At 70.7% G+C, this 21350-nt stretch carries 18 protein-coding genes and 1 tRNA gene; 12 read left to right on the forward strand and 7 right to left on the reverse strand.

From position 1 onward, the window contains the following. Position 1: 1 nt before the first annotated feature. The 3 genes from ABT025_RS00610 to ABT025_RS00620 form a co-directional block, all read right to left on the reverse strand. Positions 2-1054, reverse strand: coding sequence for a bifunctional MaoC family dehydratase N-terminal/OB-fold nucleic acid binding domain-containing protein (locus ABT025_RS00610; RefSeq protein WP_350988223.1), 1053 nt, complete (start codon positions 1052-1054; stop codon positions 2-4). Then, positions 1051-2301: an acyl-CoA dehydrogenase family protein gene (locus ABT025_RS00615; protein WP_350988225.1), complete on the reverse strand. Its 1251-nt coding sequence runs from the start codon at positions 2299-2301 to the stop codon at positions 1051-1053. The genes ABT025_RS00610 and ABT025_RS00615 overlap by 4 nt, the downstream gene beginning before the upstream one ends. A 230-nt stretch (positions 2302-2531) precedes the next feature. Next, positions 2532-2843, reverse strand: a complete 312-nt coding sequence (locus ABT025_RS00620) for a hypothetical protein (protein ID WP_350988227.1) — start codon at positions 2841-2843, stop codon at positions 2532-2534. Between the two features lie 313 nt (positions 2844-3156). On the opposite strand from ABT025_RS00620, the gene ABT025_RS00625 reads away from it, so the two are divergent. Continuing rightward, positions 3157-4047, forward strand: coding sequence for a bifunctional DNA primase/polymerase (locus ABT025_RS00625; RefSeq protein ID WP_350988229.1), 891 nt, complete (start codon positions 3157-3159; stop codon positions 4045-4047). Between the two features lie 129 nt (positions 4048-4176). Here the strand turns inward: ABT025_RS00625 and ABT025_RS00630 are convergent. After that, positions 4177-4263, reverse strand: a tRNA-Ser gene (locus tag ABT025_RS00630). 53 nt (positions 4264-4316) lie between these two features. Next, on the reverse strand, positions 4317-5804 hold the full coding sequence (locus ABT025_RS00635) for a S1C family serine protease (protein WP_350988233.1): 1488 nt from the start codon (positions 5802-5804) through the stop codon (positions 4317-4319). 190 nt (positions 5805-5994) lie between these two features. Between ABT025_RS00635 and ABT025_RS00640 the strand changes: the two genes are divergently transcribed. From ABT025_RS00640 to ABT025_RS00650, 3 genes are all read left to right on the forward strand, one after another. Beyond that, positions 5995-6840, forward strand: a complete 846-nt coding sequence (locus ABT025_RS00640; RefSeq protein WP_350988236.1) for a glycerophosphodiester phosphodiesterase — start codon at positions 5995-5997, stop codon at positions 6838-6840. Between the two features lie 87 nt (positions 6841-6927). Beyond that, positions 6928-7614 (forward strand): ATP-binding protein, encoded by a 687-nt coding sequence (locus ABT025_RS00645; protein WP_350988238.1) that lies wholly within the window; start codon positions 6928-6930, stop codon positions 7612-7614. A gap of 259 nt (positions 7615-7873) precedes the next feature. Beyond that, positions 7874-8839, forward strand: a complete 966-nt coding sequence (locus tag ABT025_RS00650; RefSeq protein ID WP_350988240.1) for a DUF5926 family protein — start codon at positions 7874-7876, stop codon at positions 8837-8839. A gap of 1018 nt (positions 8840-9857) precedes the next feature. Here the strand turns inward: ABT025_RS00650 and ABT025_RS00655 are convergent. Next, positions 9858-10580 carry a bifunctional DNA primase/polymerase gene (locus ABT025_RS00655; protein WP_350988242.1) on the reverse strand — a complete coding sequence of 241 codons (723 nt, stop codon included), beginning with the start codon at positions 10578-10580 and terminating at the stop codon, positions 9858-9860. A 599-nt stretch (positions 10581-11179) separates the two neighbouring features. Here ABT025_RS00655 and ABT025_RS00660 point away from each other — a divergent pair. Together ABT025_RS00660 and ABT025_RS00665 are read left to right on the forward strand one after the other, a co-directional pair. Then, positions 11180-12550 carry a PP2C family protein-serine/threonine phosphatase gene (locus ABT025_RS00660; RefSeq protein WP_350988244.1) on the forward strand — a complete coding sequence of 457 codons (1371 nt, stop codon included), beginning with the start codon at positions 11180-11182 and terminating at the stop codon, positions 12548-12550. 123 nt (positions 12551-12673) lie between these two features. Next, a complete protein-coding gene (locus ABT025_RS00665) occupies positions 12674-14137 on the forward strand; it encodes an aminopeptidase P family protein (RefSeq protein ID WP_350988246.1) in 1464 nt (487 codons plus the stop codon). Between the two features lie 24 nt (positions 14138-14161). On the opposite strand, the gene ABT025_RS00670 is transcribed toward ABT025_RS00665, so the two are convergent. Continuing rightward, positions 14162-14794, reverse strand: a complete 633-nt coding sequence (locus tag ABT025_RS00670) for an ATP-binding protein (protein ID WP_350988248.1) — start codon at positions 14792-14794, stop codon at positions 14162-14164. 257 nt (positions 14795-15051) lie between these two features. Here ABT025_RS00670 and ABT025_RS00675 point away from each other — a divergent pair, with 257 nt between their 5' ends. From ABT025_RS00675 to efeB, 6 genes are all read left to right on the forward strand, one after another. Beyond that, positions 15052-15855 carry a hypothetical protein gene (locus ABT025_RS00675; RefSeq protein WP_350988250.1) on the forward strand — a complete coding sequence of 268 codons (804 nt, stop codon included), beginning with the start codon at positions 15052-15054 and terminating at the stop codon, positions 15853-15855. Positions 15856-16022: 167 nt separating this feature from the next. After that, positions 16023-16766 (forward strand): YcnI family copper-binding membrane protein, encoded by a 744-nt coding sequence (locus ABT025_RS00680; protein ID WP_350988252.1) that lies wholly within the window; start codon positions 16023-16025, stop codon positions 16764-16766. A 47-nt stretch (positions 16767-16813) separates the two neighbouring features. Further along, the gene (locus tag ABT025_RS00685) at positions 16814-17467 is read left to right on the forward strand and encodes an SCO family protein (protein WP_350988254.1); all 654 of its coding nucleotides are present in this window, start codon (positions 16814-16816) and stop codon (positions 17465-17467) included. After that, positions 17464-17913 (forward strand): copper chaperone PCu(A)C, encoded by a 450-nt coding sequence (locus ABT025_RS00690; RefSeq protein ID WP_350988257.1) that lies wholly within the window; start codon positions 17464-17466, stop codon positions 17911-17913. Before ABT025_RS00685 ends, ABT025_RS00690 begins: the two co-directional genes overlap by 4 nt. 14 nt (positions 17914-17927) lie before the next feature. Then, the gene (locus tag ABT025_RS00695) at positions 17928-19883 is read left to right on the forward strand and encodes a copper resistance CopC/CopD family protein (protein ID WP_350988259.1); all 1956 of its coding nucleotides are present in this window, start codon (positions 17928-17930) and stop codon (positions 19881-19883) included. A gap of 104 nt (positions 19884-19987) precedes the next feature. Further along, entirely contained in the window at positions 19988-21232 is a 1245-nt protein-coding gene (gene efeB / locus ABT025_RS00700; protein WP_502971870.1) for an iron uptake transporter deferrochelatase/peroxidase subunit, read from the forward strand. Positions 21233-21350 lie beyond the last annotated feature (118 nt).

Raw genomic sequence — 21350 nt, forward strand, 5'->3', positions numbered from 1 at the left:
GTCAGCCCTCACTTCCCCGGAAGACCGGCAGTACCAGCTCGGGGTCCGTTCGCAGGAATTCCAGCCGCACCGGCATGCCCACCCGCACCTTGTCGCAGGGCACCCCGATGACGCTGCTGACCATCCGGACGCCCTCCGCGAGCTCGATCAACGCGACCGCGTACGGCCCGCCCTCGCCGTTCTCACCGAACGCGGGGAAGGACGGGTGGTGCATCACGACATGGCTGAAGACAGTGCCCTCGCCCGACGCCTCGACCGTGTCCCACTCGGACGCCCCACAGGCGTTGCATCCGGGCAGCCAGGGGAAGCGCAGTGTGCCGCACGCCGTGCACCGCTGAATCAGCAGCCGGTGGGCGGCGACACCCTCCCAGAATCCGGCGTTGTCCCGGTTGATCACCGGCCTGGACCGCAGCTTCCTCGCCGGTTCCTCCACCGGCTCGGCCTTCGGATTCGGATCCGACTTCGGATTGGGCATCAGCTTCGGATCGGGCATCGGCTCAGGGTTCGGGTTGCGCATCGGCTCGGGGTTCGGGTTGCTCATCGGCTCGGGCATCGGCTTCGACGGCCGGTACTTGAGGATTCGGAAGCGGTGTGTCCCGGCGGGTTCGTCCTGCGCCCGGACGTCCATGCGCGTGGTGACGAAGTAACCCGTTCCCAGCTTCGTCGTCTTGCGCTCCGACACCGCCTCGATCACCGCGTCGAAGGTGATCCGGTCCCCGGGCCGCAGAGGGCGCAGATACTCCTGTTCGCAGTCCGTCGCGACCACGGAGGTGTAACCGGACCCGTCGAGGAGACCGAACAGTTCGTCGTACGCCCCGCTCCGGTCCGTGTGCCCGGAGAGCCCGCCCATCGTCCACGCCTGGAGCATCGTCGGCGGGGCGACAGCGCCAGGTCCGCCGTAGGCGGGGTGCGTGTCCCCCATCGCCTCGCACCAATGCCTGATCATCGGCTCGTTGACCAGGTCCTTGCCGACGCCCGACGTGGCCGCCGCCCGGCCCTCGTAAACCCTCAGCCGCTCGTACAACTCGTCCCGCACGCCCTGCCCGGCCGTCACCGCTTCCCCCTCTTCATGCCGAGCCGCATCGTCGCGACGATCTCCCGCTGCACCTCGCTCACCCCGCCCCCGAAGGTGTTGATCTGCGCCGCCCTGTTCATCCGCTCCAGCTCCCCGTCCCCGAAGGTGCCGGGCGAGCCGCCCCGGACCGTTCCGCTGTCTCCCGTGATCTCCTGGCACATCCGATAGACCTCCACGGCGCTCTCGGTTCCCGCGAACTTCACGCCGCTCGCGTCCCCGGGAGCCAGCGCTCCCGCTCCCACAGCCCCCACCAGGCGCCAGTTGAGCAGGCGTGTCGCCGCCAGCCGGGCATGCGCCTCGGCCAGCCGCGAGCGGACCCACGGCTCGTCGGCCGGCCGTCGCCCCGTCCCGGGGTCGGGGGTCCGGGCGGAGGCGAGCGCCGCTTCGTAGAAGTCCTCGGCCTGCATGCCGATCGCGGCGAGCGCCACCCGTTCATGGTTCAGCTGGTTGGTGATCAGCCCCCAGCCGCCGTTCTCCGCCCCGACCAGCGCGGTCGCGGGCACCCGCACGCCGTCGTAGTACGTGGCGGTCGTCGTCAGCCCGCCCACGGTCTCGATGGGCGTCCAGGAGAAGCCGGGCGCATCCGTCGGCACGAGAACGATCGAGATGCCCCGGTGCTTGGGCACGTCCGGATCCGTACGGCAGGCGAGCCAGATCCAGTCCGCGTTCTGCGCGTTGCTGGTGAAGATCTTCTGCCCGTCGATGACCCAGGAGTCGCCGTCGCGTACGGCCCTGGTGCGTAGCGCGGCCAGGTCGGTCCCGGCCTCCGGCTCGCTGTAGCCGATGGCGAAGACGAGCTCGCCGGCCAGGATGCGCGGCAGGAAGTACTCCTTCTGCGCCTCGGTCCCGTACTTCATGAGTGTGGGGCCGACCGTGTTGAGGGTGACCATGGAAACCGGGGCACCGGCCCGGTAGGCCTCGTCGAAGAACACGAACTGTTCGTCCGCGCCGCGGCCCTGCCCCCCGTACTCGACGGGCCAGCCCAGACCGAGCATCCCGTCGGCACCGATCCGGCGCAGCAGCCGCCGCTGTGCGTCGGGGCTCCGGGCGCCCGGACCCTGGGCACCCGGGTTCTGGACATCCGGGCCCTGGACATCCAGGCCCTGGACATCCGGGTTCAGGGCGGCGGAGCCGGCGTGTCCACCGCCCGCGGGCATCACTTCACCGAAGTAGGCGCGAAGTTCGGCGCGCAGCTCCTGCTGACGCTCGGTCGGGGCCAGATGCACGGCGCTGCCTCCCTGGAACAGGCTTGGGGATCAGGGTTTCTGACTGTCCGTCAGATTCTGCTCGGCTGTCAAGGCACCGGACACCCGGACCCGCCTCGATTCCGCACCCGATCCCCACCTGACCCCGGAGGCCGAACGGCCCGCGCGCCGCCACCGCAGTGGCGCCACGCAGGCCGTCGTCCCCCCCGGCCGCCGCCCGGCCCCCCGACCGGACGGCAGCAGGCGCCGGCTCACCAGAGATTGGTGAAGTTCACCGCCAGGTTGTGGGTGGACTGGTCGATGTCGGTGAACGCGGAGCCGTTCACCTGGGCGGAGTTGCTCTGATTCGACGCCCCGGATCCGGTGGCCTGCTGCTGCGAGGTGGACGAATTCCCGAAGTTGTCCCCACCGACCCCGCTGCCGCTGATCGTGGCCACGCCCGCGTTCGATCCGTCGTTCGCGAAGGAGCCGTTGTCGGCCTGGGCCACACCACTGAAGAGGGCGGCGGCGAGAGGCAGGGCGGCAACAACGGCGAGGGCGCGAGCGGTACGGATGCTTGCCATGTCTATTCCTCCAGGAACCGGAAACAAAGCTGAACCCGGGCCAGTTGGCCGACCGCCCCGGTGATGGTCACGACGTCGCGAGATCAGAGCTGCCCAGCACCGAACCGGCGAACCGCCCACACTTCCTGATTCCCCCGCAAGCATGAGGAAGCGAAGATAAACCCCCAGATCGCACAAACGCCCAGGCCAACCCCGCCCCACGGAGGGGACCCACGCCCCGCAGGGGAAGAAGCGTTCCGCCACCGACCGGCGACCACCACCCCCGAGCACTCACCCTCTTCCCTTATTCGAACATTCGTACGAACATAGAACCATGGCCACCACCGACCGGCGAACCGCCACCCTGGCCCTGGCCCACGCGCTCTCCGCCGCCGAGCACGGGCTCCCCGTCATCCCGCTGTCCGCCAACAAACTCCCCGCCCTGCGTTCACCGCACCGTGACGAAAGCCCGTCGTCCGACTGCCGGGGCGCCTGCGGGCGGCCCGGGCACGGCGTTCACGACGCCACCACCGACCCTGCCGCCGTACGCGCCCTCTTCGCCGCCGCCCCCTGGGCCACCGGCTACGGCATCGCGTGCGGACGCGCCCCGCACCACCTCATCGGCATCGACCTCGACGTCGACACCACCGGCCGCACCGACTCCGTGGCAGCCCTGCAACACCTGGCCCTGCAACACCTGTTCACTCTTCCGCCGAGCGTCACGGTGCTCACCCCCAGCGGCGGCCGCCACATCTGGCTGTCCGGCCCACCCGGCGTGGCCGTACCGAACTCGGCCGGCCGCCTCGCCCCCGGCATCGACATCCGAGGCGCCGGCGGCTATCTGGTCGGCCCCGGCTCGGTCACCGCCCACGGCACCTACCGCCTCGTGCCCGGCACCGGCAACCTCCCGCCCGCGCCGTGCCCCAGCGCCCTGCTCCACCTCCTGACGCCCCCTGCCCGCCCCCGGCGCCAGGACGACCACCCCGACCGGGGCCGCGGCCTGATCCAGTTCGTCCTGGCCGCGGACGAGGGCCAGCGCAACACCCGGCTCTTCTGGGCGGCCTGCCGCGCCTACGAACACGGCTTCGGAGACGCGTTGGCCGACGCCCTCACCCGAGCCGCCGTCAGCACCGGCCTCCCCGATCACGAGGCCCGGGCCACCATCGCCTCGGCCGCCCGCCTCACCACCCGCCGAGCGGTGGGCGGCAGAGACCGGCTGGGGTAGGTGAGTCCGGCCCGCTCATCGCCCGTACCCGCCGAGCAGAAACCGGATACGGATGACCCGCGGGGAACGCACAGGGCGGGCCTCCGAACCGGAGACCCGCCCTGTTACCTGCTACTTCTCTCACCTGTGCGGTGGGTGTGGGATTTGAACCCACGGTGACATCGCTGCCACGACGGTTTTCAAGACCGTTCCCTTAGGCCGCTCGGGCAACCCACCTCGCGCCGACGGTCAGCGAAGACCCGCTTCGACGCGGAGGACAGCCTAGCGGGTCAGCTGTCGCCCTTGCGCTCGCCCAGGGTGACTTCCACCGTGGACGTCTTGCCGTCGCGCTTGTAGGTCAGCTTGACCTTGTCGCCCGGCTTGTGGGTCCAGATCTCGCCGATCAGGGTCGGGCCGCTGTCGACGACGGTGTCGTTGAACTTCGTGATGACGTCGCCCGCCCTGAGCCCGGCCCTGGCCGCGGGGCCGTCCTTGCTGACCGCTTCCGTGCCGCCCGCGCCCTGGTCCGAGATGACCGCGCCGCCGGTCTTCTCGTCCATCGTCACCGTGGCGCCGATGACCGGGTAGACCGGCTGGCCGGTCTTGATCAGCTGCTGGGCGACGTTCTTCGCCTGGTTGATCGGGATCGCGAAGCCGAGGCCGATGGAACCGGCCTGGCTCTGGCCGGTGCTTCCGGTCGACTGGATCGCCGAGTTGATGCCGATGACCGCGCCGCCGGCGCTCAGCAGCGGGCCGCCGGAGTTGCCCGGGTTGATGGAGGCGTCCGTCTGCAGCGCGCTCATGTACGAGTTGCTGCCGCCCGAGCCGTCGCCGGAGGCCACCGGGCGGTTCTTCGCGCTGATGATGCCCGTGGTGACCGTGTTGGACAGGCCGAACGGGGCACCGATCGCGATCGTCGAATCGCCCACCGCCACCTGGTCCGAGTTGCCCAGCGGCAGCGGGGTGAGTCCCTGCGGCGGGTTCTTGAGCTTCAGGACGGCCACGTCGTAGCCCTGGGCCCGGCCGACCACCTCGGCGTCGTACTTCTTGCCGTTGGAGAACGTCGCCGTGAGCTGGCCGCTGTCCGCAGCCGAGGCCACCACGTGGTTGTTCGTGAGGATGTGGCCTTCCTTGTCGTACACGAAGCCGGTGCCGGTGCCACCCTCCCCGTCACCGCTCTGCGCGTCGATCGTGACCACGCTGGGGAGCGCCTTGGCCGCGACGCCCGCGACCGTTCCCGGGTCGCGCTTGAGGTCCTGCGGAGTGCCCGACGCGGAGACCGTGGTCGAACCGGAGGAGCCGGAGCCGTTGTTGCTGTCCGCGGCCCAGAAACCGAGGGCACCGCCGACTCCGCCCGCGACGAGTGCCGCCACGACCACCGCGGCCACCAGGCCGCCCGCACCCCGCTTGCGCGGCGCGTCGGGCGTCTGCAGCTGACCGGGCGGGCCCCATGCCGGGCCGCCGCCCTGCGCCCCGTGCGCGTACGCCGGGACCGCCGGCGGGGGCGGGGGCCAGCCGGCGTCGGCTGCGGACTGCGGTGCCGGCGGGGGCGCGTACTGCGGCACGTCCGACGGGACCGGGGCCACGGGGGCGGTCTCCGGCTCCTGGGCGGATGCGGCCGGCTGCTGCTGTGTGGCCGTCGCGTCCGGGTACGTCGGGGCGGCGGGCGCGCTCTCGGGGAGTCCCTGGGGAGCGTCGGCCGGCACTGGAGGTGCGGACGGAACGGACGGGGCGGCCTCGGCCGCGGTGCCCTCGTTGCCCTCGTTCTCTGTGCTCACAGCTCTTTACTCCTCGGTTCCACATCATGATTCGGCAAGAGATCCGCTGTGTACGTGTCTGGAGTCAGCTTTTCCCACAGCACGTCAGGCCACTGTAAGCAGGACCTGTGCATCTGTGCACGAGCCTTTACATCGGACAAAACGGCCTCGCGCCACAAGGTGCGCACGTCCATGGTCTCCCGGTGACACCATGATGCGGGTGACCCAAGCACGGCCGCAGCGCCCCAGCCAGCATCCCATCCAGGTCATCGCACACCGGGGCGCGTCCGACGACGCCCCCGAGCACACCCTGGCCGCGTACCGGAAGGCGATCGAGGACGGTGCGGACGCCCTGGAGTGCGATGTACGGCTCACGGCCGACGGCCATCTCGTATGCGTACACGACCGCCGGGTGAACCGCACCTCCAACGGCCGCGGCGCCGTCTCCGCCCTGGAGCTCAACGAACTCGCAGCCCTCGACTTCGGCTCGTGGAAGGACCGCGAGGAGGCCGAGTCACCGGACTGGGATCCGGTGCCGGGCGAGCTCACCTCCGTACTCACCCTGGAACGGCTCCTCGAGCTCCTCGTCGAGACGAGAGCCGGCGGCCGTCCGCTGCAGCTGGCCATCGAGACCAAGCACCCGACGCGCTGGGCCGGCCAGGTCGAGGAGCGGCTGCTGCACCTTCTGAAGCGCTTCGAGCTCGACGTGCCGCCCTCCGACGGCCCCTCGCCGGTCCGCATCATGAGCTTCTCGGCCCGCTCACTGCACCGTATCCAGGACGCCGCACCCGAACTTCCCACCGTATACCTGATGCAGTTCGTCTCACCGCGACTGCGCGACGGACGGCTGCCGGCGGGTGCCCTCGTCGCGGGACCGGGGATGCGGATCGTACGCAACCACCCGGGGTACATCGACCGTCTGCACCGCTCCGGTCATCAGGCGCACGTCTGGACGGTCAACGAACCGGAGGACGTCGAGCTCTGCGTCCGGCTCGGCGTCGAGGCCATCATCACCAACCGCCCGAAGCAGGTTCTGGCACAGCTGGGGCGCGCCTAGGGCCCGTCGGCAACGAGGGACGGCACCCGCTCACCACCGATCACAGGGAGTACACCGGCGCATTCGGCGCGTACCCGATCGTTACGAGTGCGTCACTCGCAGGCCATTGGCCGGTTTCCGGTCCAGTCCAGGGGGGCATCCACTCCGTGGCGTGGGGCAAAGGAGGTCTCGGGGGTGGCGTTGGTGGTGGCACAGGAAGTGCCCACGTCGTCGAGCATGGCCGTACCCCATGGCCCTGCGGGCGTGGGTCAGGCACGGCACCGGATGCGTGAGCAGTTGCGCAGCCACGGGGTGTCCGATTCGGTCGTCGACGATGCTGTATTGATCCTTTCCGAACTGCTCAGCAACGCCTGCCGGCACGGCAGGCCGCTGGGCCTGCACACCGACGTGGGAGACGGCGACGTGCGCGCCGCCTGGCGCGTCGACAGAGCGGGCGGGCTGACCGTCGAGGTGACGGACGGAGGCGGTCCGACCCGGCCGGTTCCGGCCACTCCGTCGGTGACCGCTCGCGGCGGCCGGGGGCTCAACATCATCAGCGCCCTCGCCGAGGAGTGGGGCGTACGTGACGACTCGTCCGGCGAGGTCACGGTCTGGGTGCTGGTCAACGAGGGACACGGCCGCCCCGACGAGCGGCCGGGCGAGCAGCCGGGCGGCGCCCGGAACAACGGGCGAGCCCCGCGGGTGTCAGGACTGCCGGGCGGCGGCTCGGGTACGGCCGGTGCGGCAGACCTCGGCGGGCTGGATTTCGCCGGCACGTTCGACGACGCGGGCTGAAGCCGGGCGGCGCACCGGCAGTGACCGGGCACCCACCCCCAGGAACTGGCCCGGCAGGCCGTCCATCCTGCTCGCAGGCCCCGGCGAGCACGGTCTCCAGGGCGTGCCCCGACTCCCGCGCCGACGGGCAACCGGCGCGACGGAGCCCCGCGGCGGCGCCGTGTCCGCCGTCCGTGCGCCGCCCACGCCCCCCGGACGGCGCACGGACGGCTAGGCTCGCGGCCCAGACCGCACTGTCGCAATCGGGAGAAAGCCCACCATGGCGAAGAAGCGCCCTCAGACCAAGGCCGGGAAGCAGCAGCTCACGGACGGCGAGATCCCGGTGGTCGGGGCTCGCGAGCCCTGCCCGTGCGGTTCGGGCCGCCGGTACAAGGCCTGTCACGGCCGCGCCGCCGCCCAGGCCGTGACCGAGCTGGTCCAGCGCCCCTTCGAAGGGCTGGCCGGCGAATGCGACTGGGTCGCACTGCGTGAACTGGTGCCCGCCGCGACGGTCGAACTGACGCTGAAGGGCGGACTGCCCGAGGGCGTGCCGTCGGTGACGCTCGCGACCGTCCTCCCGATGGCGTGGCCCGCCCTGCGCCGCGACGACGGTTCGGTCCTGCTCGCCCTGCAGAACGACACCTCCTCGGGCGACCTCAGCCGCGACCTCGCCGACACCCTCCAGCGAGCCCTGGAGGCCGAGCCCGGCTCGCCCGTCGCCGCCAGGCGCGTACCCGCCGAGGGGCCGCGGCTCCAGGACGTCCTCGACGCCGACGCGCCGTTCGCGCCCGTCGTGCACCCGGGCTTCGAGTTCTGGGTACCGGACGCCGAGAACGCCACGGCCGAGGTGTCCGCGTCCCTGGAGCGCGCCAACGACGCGGCGATCCCGACCGTCCTCCTCTCCGGAGTGGACGCCGCCTACTGGTGCGAGACCCCGGAGAAGAACCACCTGCGCTGGGTCATGCCGCACCCCGAGGAGCAGCTCCTCGACGCACTCGCCCGGCTGCACGCCGCCGGCACCTCGTCGCTCGGTGAGGGGACCCGGCTGGTCGGCTCCTTCCGCGCGCACGGCCTGATGGTCCCTGTCTGGGACCTGCCGAGCGCCATGGTCGCCGAGGACTGCGAGAAGCCCGCCGCCGCGTTCGCGGAACGGCTCGCGACGGCGCTCGCTTCGGACGCGCCGCTCACGGCCGAGGAGCGGCGGGCGCGTGGCGGGCTCACCAACCGCCAAGTGACCCTCAGCTGACAGTGACCATCACCCGGCCCGTACGGTGACACCCGTCACAACTCACCGTACTCACAGGTAAATCGCTGTCCGAATACGCGAGATCGAATTTGCGAACGGCAGATCTCTTGTTACCGTTCTAGAAGCCCGGTCGCTGGTGCATCCCCCGTCGCCAGCGATCGGGCATCCTCATGTCCAGGCCCGGCGCGCACGGCGCACCACGCGGCGCACGAACCGCGCACAGGCCCTGCACAGACTCCCCTGGGCAAGCCTCGGCTTCACGTGCCGCCCCGCCCCGCCCCCGCCGCCCTTCACGCACCCCTGCGGCGGCTTCCGCAGTGGCGTGGCGTCAACCTTCCTCCAGGGAAGCCCGGTTGGACCCTGCGACGACAACGGCGCCTCGCGTCACCGGACCGCTCGGTATCGGACAGAAGTCGCCGGCCCGCTCCCTTTCCGAATATGCCTCGGAGCAACTCCCGAAGAGATCCTCGAAGACAGTTCGAACGACTTTCGGAAGGCGCATCAGAAAGCCGACCACCGGCAGACTTTGCACCGGCAGACTTTGCATGACTGAAACAGCACTCACCACATGACCGAAACAGCCTTCATCGCATGACCGAAACACCCGCATCGATCACCTCACCCGGAAGTGAAACGCCAGGTACCCGACAGCGGTCGGCAATGAGGGCGGACCGAAAAGAACAGATAAGGATCAAGAACGGAAGCGGCACGGCGAACGCCGACCATCGCGGGCATACCGGACCCGACATTCCCGAGGCATCCGGCCGCCGACCGCGCGCCACTTCCAGCAGTGCACGCGAAGTACGGCGGAGCGGCCGTCCGCCCTTCGCCCCCGGCCGTCCGCCCTTCGCCCCGGTCGTCCGCCCCTCGGCCCGTCGGCCCGAACCGGCCCCAGCGACCCAACCGGACCCGGCAGAGCGAACCCGCCCCCCATCGGCCCGCGACCGTCGGTCAGTACGTACGCCATCGGCCAGCGCCCGTCGGTCAGTGCGCGAGCCATCGGCCCGCAGCCCGTCGGTCAGTACGCGAGCCGGCTTCCGCCGTCCGGGGCACTGTTGCTCGCCTGGACCAGCGCGTCCAGCACCGCCCCCACATCCGGCAGCCACGGCGACGCCACCGCCCGGACCGGCGCTCCGCCCCCGGGGCCCGGCCTGGAGCCCCGGTCCGGAGCCCGCTCCCAGCGCACCTGCCCCGTGCCGATCTCGGACGGCGGAAGAACCAGATAGCCGCCCTCGCCGTGGAACCGCAGCGAACTCGGCACCCAGTCCTGGGCGTGCAGTAGTTCACCGAGCCGTTCGAGGGTGTACGGAGCGACCAGCAGCGACCACCGGGTCGGCGTCGCCACCACGGGGCCGAGCCGCATGCCCATCCGGTCGAGCTCGGCCAGTGCGCGGGCCCCGGCCACCGCCGGCAGGCTCAGTGCGCACGGCGCACGCCCGCCCGTGGCCAGCAGGACCGGCGCGGCGGGCCGGTTCGCCCACCACCAGCGCACCATCCGGGCGTCGGTCGTCGCGGCGAGGAGTCCGGGATCGAAGGGGTGCGCGCCGGGCACGGCGCACTCGGGATCGGGACAGGCGCAGCCGCGGCCACGCTCACCACGACTGCCGGCGGGCCGGAGGCCCACTCCGGGGAGCACGGGCCACTGCCATGCGGTGGCACAGGTCAGGGCCGCGTCCAGACGAGCGGCCCCACCCCTGCGTCCGAACCGCATCCTGCGTCGCCTTCCGAGGATCTCGCGCATGAGCGCTCGTTCCTTTCCGTTGAACGCCGAGGGTCCACATCACACCACGCGCGCGTCACACCACGTGTGCGAATCTTCACTGTGTGTACATGCTCGTCGAGCCTGCGGTACGGGTTGGTCTTCGCTACCGAGCGTGAGCTGTGCTGAGCCGAATCGAGCCGGTTCCAGTCGAAATCATGGCTAGGTGCAGGGCGCGTGCCGCGCCTGCCGTCCGTCGTACAGCCCTCGCCACTCGGGGAGGGGGCGTGGCCGTCAAAGGTGAGGACGCCCGGGCCCGCTGTCAGGTTCCGGAGGTGGTCGGGACCGCCCCTGGTCATCTACAGATTCACGTACCCAGCATGCCCGGAATGACGCTGCCCCCGGGACTTCATCCGAGGGCAACCCCCGGTCGAGCAGACCCAGTCGACCGCAAATGACCGCCGCAGGGTGCATTTTTTGGCCAACTTACTTACCCCTCGGACACCACAAATCCCGCAGGGACAATGCTGGACATCGCCTTACTTGTGCGTGTACATGTGGATGCACTGATAGCGGCGCAGAATGACATGGGGGTTTGCGATGCTATTCGACGAAACAAACCAGTCGGAAAGCCGGCGACCATGAGCGCCCCACACCTGCCGAAAGTGGCTGGAATCGATCCCACAGTTCCGGTTTCGGCGCACACTGCCGGACCTCTCTCCGAGGTACCGGCCGCGCCCGGCGCCTTCATCCAGGACCGTCTGGCGGGCTGGGTCTCCGACCTCACAACGCTGCACGAGCTCACCGAACGGCTGGCCAGAACCAGCACCCTCGACGACGCCCTGCACGAGCTTCTCGACGCCGGAGCCTCTCTGGTCGGCGCCCGTCGCGGACTGGTCGTCTTCGAACCGTCCGACCTCCGCGGCCCCGTCAGCACCATCGGTCTCGGGCTGGCCCACGCGGAGCTCGGCCAGATCGAGACGGTGCCGAGGAGTGCCACCTCCTACGGCCGCATCCTGGAGGGTCTGCCCAACGCCGACGGCCCGCTGACCACCCCCGATCTGCTCGGCGACACCAGCCTGGACCCCCGCAGGCGCGAGGTCGCCGCCCGTCTCGGCTACGCCGCCAGCTACGCGCTGCCGATCACCACCGAGCGCACCGGACGGCTCGCCGCCGCGGTCTGGCTCTACGACGAACCCGCCGAACCGCTGGAACGTCAGCGCCATCTCGTCGGGCTCTACGCCGGGTACGCCGCCGAGCATCTGGCCCGGCTGCTGGAACTGGAGCGGGCCAGGACCGACGTCGCCACCATCACCGAGGAACTTCTGCCCAGCCGGCTGCCCCGCGTGCCCGGCGTGCAGCTGGCCGTTCGCCATCACGCCGCGCCGCAGAGCGGCAGCGACTGGTACGACGCGCTGGCCCTGCCGGAGGGTGCGCTCGGCCTCGCCGTGGGCTCGGTCGGCGGCTCCGGTCCCAGCGCCCTCGCCGCCATGGGACGGCTGCGGGCAGGCCTGCGGGCGTACGCGGTGATGGAAGGCGAGGATCCGGTCGCCGTGCTCTCCGATCTCGAACTCCTGATGCGGCTGACCGAGCCGGCCCGTTCCGCGACCGCGCTCTTCGCGTACTGCGAGCCCTCCCGCCACAAGATCCTGCTGGCCGGTGCCGGGCACACCCCGCCGCTGATCGTCGGCGACCGGCGCACCGAGTACGTCGAGACCACTCTCTCCGCCCCGTTGGGCATGCTCGCCTGCTGGGAGGCGCCGAGCGTGGAGATCGTCCCGGCACCGGGCGAGACGGTCCTGCTGTACACGGACGGTCTGCTGCGCCGCGCCGGTGACTCGATGGACCGGGCGTTCGCACGGCTTCACTCGGCGGCGGCGAGCGTCCCCAAGGCGCTGCGCCACGATGCCGGGTCGGTCGCCGACCATGTGGTGCGGACCGTGCTGCCCGACGGGATCGACCAGGGCGACGGCACCGAGGACGTGGTCCTGCTCGCCGCCCGTTTCGACTGAGCGCGCCGCGCACCCGCCGGCACGGGCGGGCCACCCTGTGTAAGAGGCCTTCCGGCCCTGGGCCCCCTTCCGTACGCCCGTACGATGGAGGGGGTCCAGTGTCGTATCAAGGAGAGACAAGTCGTGTCTGAGGAGCTCACCCCGGAGAACCCGGAGACCGAAGAGACAGAACCGGTCAAGCAGCGGAAGAACGGCCTGTACCCGGGCGTCTCCGATGAGCTCGCCGCGAGCATGAAGTCCGGTTGGGCCGACACCGAGCTGCACGGCTTGGAGCCGATCGCCCAGGCCGGACACACCGCCGACCGCCGTGCCGCTCTGTCGGCGCGCTTCCCTGGCGAGCGGCTGGTCATCCCGGCCGGCCGGCTGAAGACCCGGTCCAACGACACCGAGTACGCCTTCCGCGCCTCCACCGAGTACGCGTACCTCACCGGTGACCAGACCCAGGACGGCGTCCTCGTCCTGGAGCCGAAGGGCGACGGCCACGAGGCGACCGTCTACCTGCTGCCGCGCTCCGACCGGGAGAACGGCGAGTTCTGGCTCGACGGCCAGGGCGAGTTGTGGGTCGGCCGCCGTCACTCCCTGACCGAGGCCGAGCAGCTGCTGGGCATCCCGGCGAAGGACGTCCGCGAGCTGCCCGCCGCGCTGACCGAGGCCACCGGCCCGGTCCGTAACGTCCGCGGTCACGACGCCGGCATCGAGACCGCGCTGACCGACAAGGTCACCGCGGAGCGCGACGAGGAGCTGCGGGTCTTCCTCTCCGAGGCGCGCCTGGTCAAGGACGCCTTCGAGATCGCCGAGCTGGAGAAGGCCTGCGACAGCACCGCGCGCGGCTTCGAGGACGTCGTGAAGGTCCTCGACAAGGCCGAGGCCACGAGCGAGCGCTACATCGAGGGAACGTTCTTCCTCCGCGCCCGCATCGAGGGCAACGACATCGGCTACGGCTCGATCTGCGCCGCGGGCCCGCATGCCACCACCCTGCACTGGGTGCGCAACGACGGCGCCGTGCGCCCCGGCGAACTGCTGCTGCTCGACGCCGGTGTGGAGACCAACGACCTCTACACCGCCGATGTGACCCGCACGCTGCCCATCAACGGCACGTTCACGCCGCTGCAGCGGAAGATCTACGACGCGGTGTACGAGGCGCAGGAGGCGGGCATCGCCGCGGTGAAGCCCGGCGCCGACTTCCGCGACTTCCACGACGCCGCGCAGCGCGTGCTCACCGAGAAGCTCGTCGAGTGGGGTCTGTTCGGCGACCTGTCCGTGGACAAGGTCCTTGAGCTGGGCCTCCAGCGCCGTTGGACGCTGCACGGCACCGGTCACATGCTCGGCATGGACGTCCACGACTGTGCCGGTGCGCGGACCGAGTCGTACGTCAACGGAACGCTGGAGCCCGGTGTCTGCCTCACTGTGGAGCCCGGTCTCTACTTCCAGGCCGACGACCTGACGGTTCCCGAGGAGTACCGCGGCATCGGCGTCCGGATCGAGGACGACATCCTCGTCACCGAGGACGGCAACCGGAACCTCTCGGACAAGCTGCCGCGGCAGGCCGACGAGGTCGAGGCGTGGATGGCCCGGCTCAAGGGCTGACCCCGCGCCGGGAGGGCGCCCTGCTCAGGACACCATGAGCAGGGCGCCCTCCCGCCATTTCAGTACCTTGTCGAAGCTCACCACCGCGCCGCCGCGCCCCGGCCTGTTGCCGAAGTGGACGTGATCGGCGAGCTGCTCGATCAGGCAGAGCCCCCGCCCGTCCTCGGCGGTGAGCGGTGGGTACTCGGCGTACTGCGTTCCGTACGGCTGCCTCGTGTCGTACGGCGGCGCCGTGTCGTACTGCTGAGGTCCGTGCTGCCGGCTCGGTTCATGTTTCTGATGCGCTTCGTGCTGCTGATGCGCTTCGTGCTGCTGTGCGGCGGTGCGAAGTACGCGCCTGGCGGGGAAGCCCGGTCCGGAATCGGCGACTTCGATACGGCATTTCTCGCCGTCCAGATACGCGGTGACCCGGTACTGCCCGCAGGCAGCACCGGACGGCTCCTCCCAGGCGTCCCAGGGCTCCGTGTCATCGCCCGTACCGCCTTGGGTCCCGCCGTGCTCGACGGCGTTGGCACAGGCTTCGCTCAGGGCGAGCGACAGGTCGAAGGAGATGTCCGGATCCACGCCCGCGGATTCCATCGTGCCGAGCAGGAACCGACGGGCGAGCGGAACGCTCGCAGCTTCGCGCCGCAAATGGAGTGACCACCAGATGCTCATGCTCCAGCCTCCTGGCTGCGGCTCGACATACCGATACGTATTGCCGCCCGAGGCCATTCGTAAGCACGGACGGGATGTGAGACCGCTCATTCGGCGGATACCCGTGCTCGCCACACCTGTGCATCCCCGGCCCACAGAACCGTTCTGCCCCATCCGTAACCAGTCCGAACAGCCCGGCTCCCGCCTATTCGGGTGGAAGACGACCTTCCGGACCTGCCGTACGGAGGCAGGGGGCGCAGTGGGATGATGTCCCGGCCATGACTACGTCTGTGGGACGCGCCGGAGCCGGTATGCGGCTGCTGAGGGCCGCGGTGTTCGCCGCGGTCTGTATCGCGTTGTCCGCAGCCGGGCACGCGCTGGCCGCCTGCGCGACCGTCCCCTGGTGGACGTTGCTCGCCGGATTCCTGGGAATCCTCGCAGTGGCGGTTCCTCTCGCCGGACGCGAACGTTCACTGCCGTCCATCGCCGCGGCCCTGGCCGGTGGACAGATCATCCTGCACACGCTCTTCGGCGTGGGTACGCACACCGCCTCGCCCCGGGTTCCGGCCGGCGAGGACGCGTTGATCCGGTTCGCGGCAAGCCTCGTCTGCGGCGCCGGGCCCGACCGTTTGACCGCCACCGACGCCCACCGCATCGTCACCACCGCGGGCATCGACCCTGCCTCGGTGACCGAGCAGACCCACCAGCACCTGACGACCGCCGCCTCCGAAGGCTCGGCCGGCCTTGCCGGGATGCTGCCGGACCTTCCCATGGTGCTCGGCCATCTCCTGGCCGCAGTAGCCGCCGGCTGGCTGCTGCGACGCGGCGAGATCGCCCTGTTCCGCCTCGCCCGGCTGTCGCTCCACGGCGCCCAGCAGGTGGCGGCCGGGGCCCGGCTGCGGGCGTTGCGCGCCGCGCTCGCACTCGTGGCCGCGCTGCGTGCCGGACTCCCCAGCGGACCGGCCACCGGGCCGCGCATCCCCCGTACCGCCGTGGACGCACCGTCCCCGGCCACCGGGGATCACTTGCAGCACATGGTGATCAGGCGCGGGCCGCCCTCCGTACTCACCCTCGCAGCCTGACGCGACGCCCTCCACGCGATGCACGCGCGGCCCACACCACGCACCCCTGCGGTGCCGGTACGGGTCTTCGTACGCACGCCGCTCGTGAGGAAGAGGTGTCGCGATCCCGTCGCGCACCCGCGCGCGGGAGCACCCTTCCTTCGTGCATCTGTGGAGTGATCCCTGCCATGAACGTTTCCCGCATCGCCCTCGTCGGCGGCGTCGCCGCGTCCACCGTGCTGATCCTCGCCGGTACGGCGTCCGCCCACGTCAGCGTCCAGCCGCAGGGCGAGGCCGCCAAGGGCGGTTACGCCGTCATCAACTTCAAGGTTCCCAACGAGCGCGACGACGCCGCGACGACCAAGCTCGAAGTCAACTTCCCGGCCGACCACCCGCTGGCGTCCGTCATGCCGCAGGCGATCCCCGGCTGGAAGATCGACGTCACCACGAGCAAGCTGGCCAAGCCGCTCGACATGCACGGCAAGAAGATCAACGAGGCCGTCTCCAAGGTCACCTGGACCGCGGACGGCAGCAAGATCGAGCCCGGCCGCTTCCAGCAGTTCCCGCTCTCGGTCGGCCAGCTCCCCGAGGACGCCGACCAGCTGGTGTTCAAGGCCATCCAGACGTACGACAACAAGGAGGTCGTGCGCTGGATCGAGGAGCAGAAGGACGGTGCGGAGGAGCCCGAGAGCCCCGCCCCGGTCCTCAAGCTGACCGCAGCCACCGAGGACGCGCACGGCGCCACCCCCGCCTCCGGATCGGACTCCGCCGACAAGAACGCCACGGCGGAGCACACGGAGGACGAGCAGACGACGGCTTCGGCGTCCTCCTCCAGTGACACCACAGCCCGTGTGCTCGGCATCGTCGGCATCGTCGTCGGTGTCGCGGGCGTCGCCTTCGGCGTCCTGGCCGGCCGTCGGCGTACCGCCTGACCACCCCAAGCCCCGCCCGTACACCGACCCATCAGGAACAGTGCTCCATGGTTAAGAAGTCTGTGCTGGCCGCGGCGCTCGTCGCCGTGGCCGCGCTCACCCTGTCCGCCTGCGGCGGCAGTGACAACGACAGCAAGAAGCCCATCGCCGACGTGTCGGTTGAGGCGAAGACCCAGGCCGCGACGGTGCTCGACCAGCCGTTCACCAAGCCGAATCTCGTCCTGACCGACACCCACGGCAAGAAGTACGACCTGCGCGAGCAGACCAAGGGCAAGCCGACGCTCATCTACTTCGGCTACACCAACTGCCCCGACGTCTGCCCGCTCATCATGAGCAACATCGCGATCGCCAAGAAGTCGCTCCCCGAGGCCGACCAGGAGAAGCTCCAGGTCGTCTTCGTCACCACCGACCCGGAGCGGGACACCCCGGCCTCGCTGGGCAGCTGGCTCAAGTCGCAGGACCCCTCCTTCATCGGTCTCACCGGTGACTTCCCGACCATCCAGGCGGGCGCCCGGCAGATCGGTATCGGCATCGACGCGCCCAAGAAGGAGAAGGACGGCACGGTCGTCTCGATGCACGGCTCCCAGGTCATCGCCTTCTCGCCGAAGACCGACAAGGGGTACGTGCTCTACAGCGAGGACACCACGCCCGACGACTACACCAAGGACCTCCCCAAGATCGTCAAGGGGGAGAATCCGTGAACCGCCGCACCACCCTCGCCGGCGTCCTGGCCCTTTCCATGGGTCTGACGCTGGCGGGGTGCTCCACCTCCGACGGCACACCGGACTTGAAGGTCATCGGCGCGTTCATGCCGCAGCCAGTCAGCGACATCGCGGCCGGTTTCCTCGTCGTCCAGAACAACGGCGGCGCCTCCGACCGGCTCACCTCCGTCACCAGTCCGCTCTCGGACGACGTCACGATCCACGAGACGAAGAACCAGGCCATGCGCATGGTGACGTCCTTCGACGTACCCGCGGGCGGTGAGCTCGATCTGGAACGCGGTGGAAACCACATCATGTTCATGAAGCTCAAGCAGCAGCCCAAGCAGGGCGAGACGGTGTCCGTGGAACTGCACTTCGAGAAGGCCGGTCCCATCAAGGTCGACCTTCCCGTGAAGGAGACCACCCACAACCCGAAGAAGCAGTGAGGGACTGACACACCATGACAGCCACCGCCCCGCCCTTCGGGCCCTCCCCGTCCGCAACCGCCCGGCGCCGGCCTCTCGCCGTCGCCGGACTCCTCGCCGCCCTGGCCGGCGTGGTGTTCGGTCTGCTGCTGGCCGTCGCGGGCCCCGCGTCGGCGCATGCCGCGCTCACCGGGAGCGATCCGCAGGACGGGGCGGTGGTCGACACCGCGCCCGAGGCAGTCACACTCACCTTCTCCGAACAGGTCGCCATGGGGGAGGGCTCCATCCGGGTCCTGGACCCGGACGGCAAGCGCGCGGACACCGAGGACGCCCCGCGCGATCTGCACAGCGGCTCCACCGTGAAGTACGGCGTCTCCCTGCACAGCGGGCTGCCCGACGGTACGTACACCGTCGCCTGGCAGGCCGTCTCCGCCGACAGCCACCCCGTCTCCGGAGCCTTCACCTTCTCCATCGGTGCCCCCTCCGAGACCACCGTCGCCCTCCCGGACAACGAGGCCGGCGGCGGCCTCGTCGGCACGCTCTACGGCATCGCCCGCTACGCCGCATACGCCGGCTTCATCGTGCTCGCGGGCGGCGCAGCCTTCGTACTGGCCTGCTGGCAGCGCGGTGCGGGCGCCCGCCCGCTCCAGCGCCTCGTCGTCCGCGGCTGGATGACCCTCACCGCCGCCACGATCGCGATGCTGCTGCTGCGCAGCCCCTACACCGGTTCCGGGAAACTCGGCGACGCCTTCGACCTCGACGGGCTGAAGGCGGTCCTGGACACCAAGCCCGGCGCCGCGCTCGTCTCACGACTGCTGCTGCTCGGCGCCGGCGCGCTGTTCATCGCAGTGCTGTTCGGGGCGTACGCGAAGCGCGAGGACGAACGCGAGAAGAAGGACCTCACCTTCGGACTCGCCATCGGAGGCACGGTCGTCGCCGCCGGTATCGCCGGGACCTGGGCCCTGGCCGAGCACGCCTCGACCGGGATCCAGCCAGGCATCGCCATGCCGGTCGACGTCCTCCACCTGCTGGCCGTCGCCACCTGGCTCGGCGGGCTCGCGGCCCTGCTGGTCGCGCTGTACCGCACCCCTGACATCACGGCCGCCGCGGTACGGCGCTTCTCCCGGGTCGCGTTCATCAGCGTGCTCGTGCTCACAGCCACCGGGATCTACCAGTCCTGGCGCCAGGTCGGCTCCTGGTCCGCACTGACCGGCACGGGATACGGACAACTGCTGCTCGTGAAGGTGGGGCTCGTCGCCGTGCTCGTCGGGGTCGCCGGGATCTCGCGCCGGTGGACCGCCCGGCTGGCGACCGGTGGGGGCGGGGGCGCACGTACGGAAACCGGCACCGCGGAACCGGACGAGGAGGAGCAGTCCGTCGACACGGAGACTCCGGAACCGGCCGCCCCCGAGAATCCCGCACGCGCCGCCCAGCTCGCGCGGCAGCAGGCCGCCGTGGCGACCACGGAGAAGAAGCGGATGCGCGACGCCGACCCCGACCGGTCGGGACTGCGCCGCTCGGTACTGGCCGAAGTGGGGGTCGCGGTGGCTCTGCTGGCGGTGACCACCATCCTCACCTCGACCGAACCCGGCCGTACCGAGGAGGAGGCGGCGCGCTTGTCGGCACCGGCCGCCGCGCCCGCGGCGAGCGGTCCCGTCAACCTCACCCTGCCCTTCGACACCGGTGGCAAGAACGGCAAGGGCACGGTCCGCATGGACCTGGACCCCGGGCGTACCGGAGCCAACGTGGTGCACCTCTGGATCGACGACATCAACGGGAAGGCCATGGACGTCCCCGAGGTGAAGCTCGCCTTCACCCTGAAGTCCAAGGACATCGGGCCTCTGCCGGCCCTCCCCGTCCGGCTGACAGAAGGTCACTGGACCTCCACCGGAGTCCAGATCCCGATCGCCGGCAACTGGAACGTCGCGGTCACCGTGCGGACCTCGGACATCGACCAGACCACGGTCGACAAGAACGTGAAGATCGGCTGAGCAGGACCGTGAGCGGAAACAAGACGAACAGCACAACCGCGTCGAGCAGTGCGGCCGGCAGGAACAAGGGCGCGGGTGACTCCGGCCCGCCGGCGACCGGTGCGATCTCCCGGCGGCGGCTGCTCGGTACCGCGGGGGCGGCCGGTGCCACCGGCCTCGTGCTCGGAGCGGCCGGCGGCGCCACCGGCTATGCCGCGGCCCAGGACGAGGCACCGGCCGCGCTGGCCTCCGTCGGCTCCACCGAGGTGATGTTTCACGGGAAACATCAACCGGGGATCACCACTCCGCTTCAGGCCCGCGGCCACCTCATCGCCTTCGACCTTGCCCCCGGATCCGGGCGCAAGGAGGCGGCGGCCCTGATGCGCCGTTGGTCGGCTGCGGCACAGCGGCTGATGGCCGGTGGACCCGCGGGCGGCGCAGCGGACGGTACGGGGCACGACACCGGTATCGCACTGGACGCCGGGCCGTCCTCGCTGACCGTCACCTTCGGCTTCGGCGCCACCTTCTTCGAACGGACGGGCCTTACGGCTCACCGTCCGCCCGGGCTCGACCCGCTGCCGCCGTTCTCCGCCGATCGCCTCGACGCCGGCCGGTCCAACGGCGACCTCTGGGTACAGATCGGCTCCGATGACGCACTCGTCGCCTTCCACGCGTTGCGGGCCGTACAGAAGGAGGCCGCTTCTACGGCAACCGTGCGCTGGCAGATGGACGGCTTCAACCGCACCCCCGGCGCCACCGCGAAGCCGATGACCGCCCGCAACCTCATGGGCCAGATCGACGGCACCGGCAACCCGAAGCCGGCCGACAGCGACTTCGACCGACGGGTCTTCGTGGCGGCGGACGGCGGTGCAGCCACCCACGACTGGCTGGTGGGCGGCTCGTACGCGGTCGTCCGGCGGATCAGGATGCTGCTCGACGACTGGGAGAAGCTCACGGTGGAGCATCAGGAGCGGGTCATCGGACGGCGCAAGGCGGACGGCGCCCCGCTCAGCGGCGGCACCGAGACCACCGAGATGGACCTCGACAAGGCGGGCCCCGACGGCAAGCTCCTGATCCCCGACAACGCTCACGCCCGGATCTCCTCCCCCGACCGCAACAGCGGCGCGGCCATGCTGCGGCGCCCGTTCTCGTACCACGACGGCATCTCCTCGGACGGCACCCCGGACGCCGGGCTGCTGTTCATCTGCTGGCAGGCGGATCCGCTGCGCGGCTTCGTCCCCGTACAGCGCAAACTCGACCGGGGCGACGCGCTGTCTCCGTTCCTCCGTCACGAGGCGAGCGGCCTGTTCGCGGTGCCGGGCGGTGCGGCGGACGGGGAGTACGTGGGGCAGCGACTCCTGGAGTCGTGAGCCACCGCGCGTGGGGGCGGCAGCGGGCCTCGGCATCCTGAGCCATCTCGGCGGGGCGAGCAGAGGGCCTCGGCACAGACGAGGACGGGCGGCGGGCCTCGGCTTCCCCAGCCACCGC

It is taken from the genome of Streptomyces sp. NPDC002809 (genome assembly GCF_040295435.1).
In the GTDB taxonomy this organism is placed as follows: domain Bacteria; phylum Actinomycetota; class Actinomycetes; order Streptomycetales; family Streptomycetaceae; genus Streptomyces.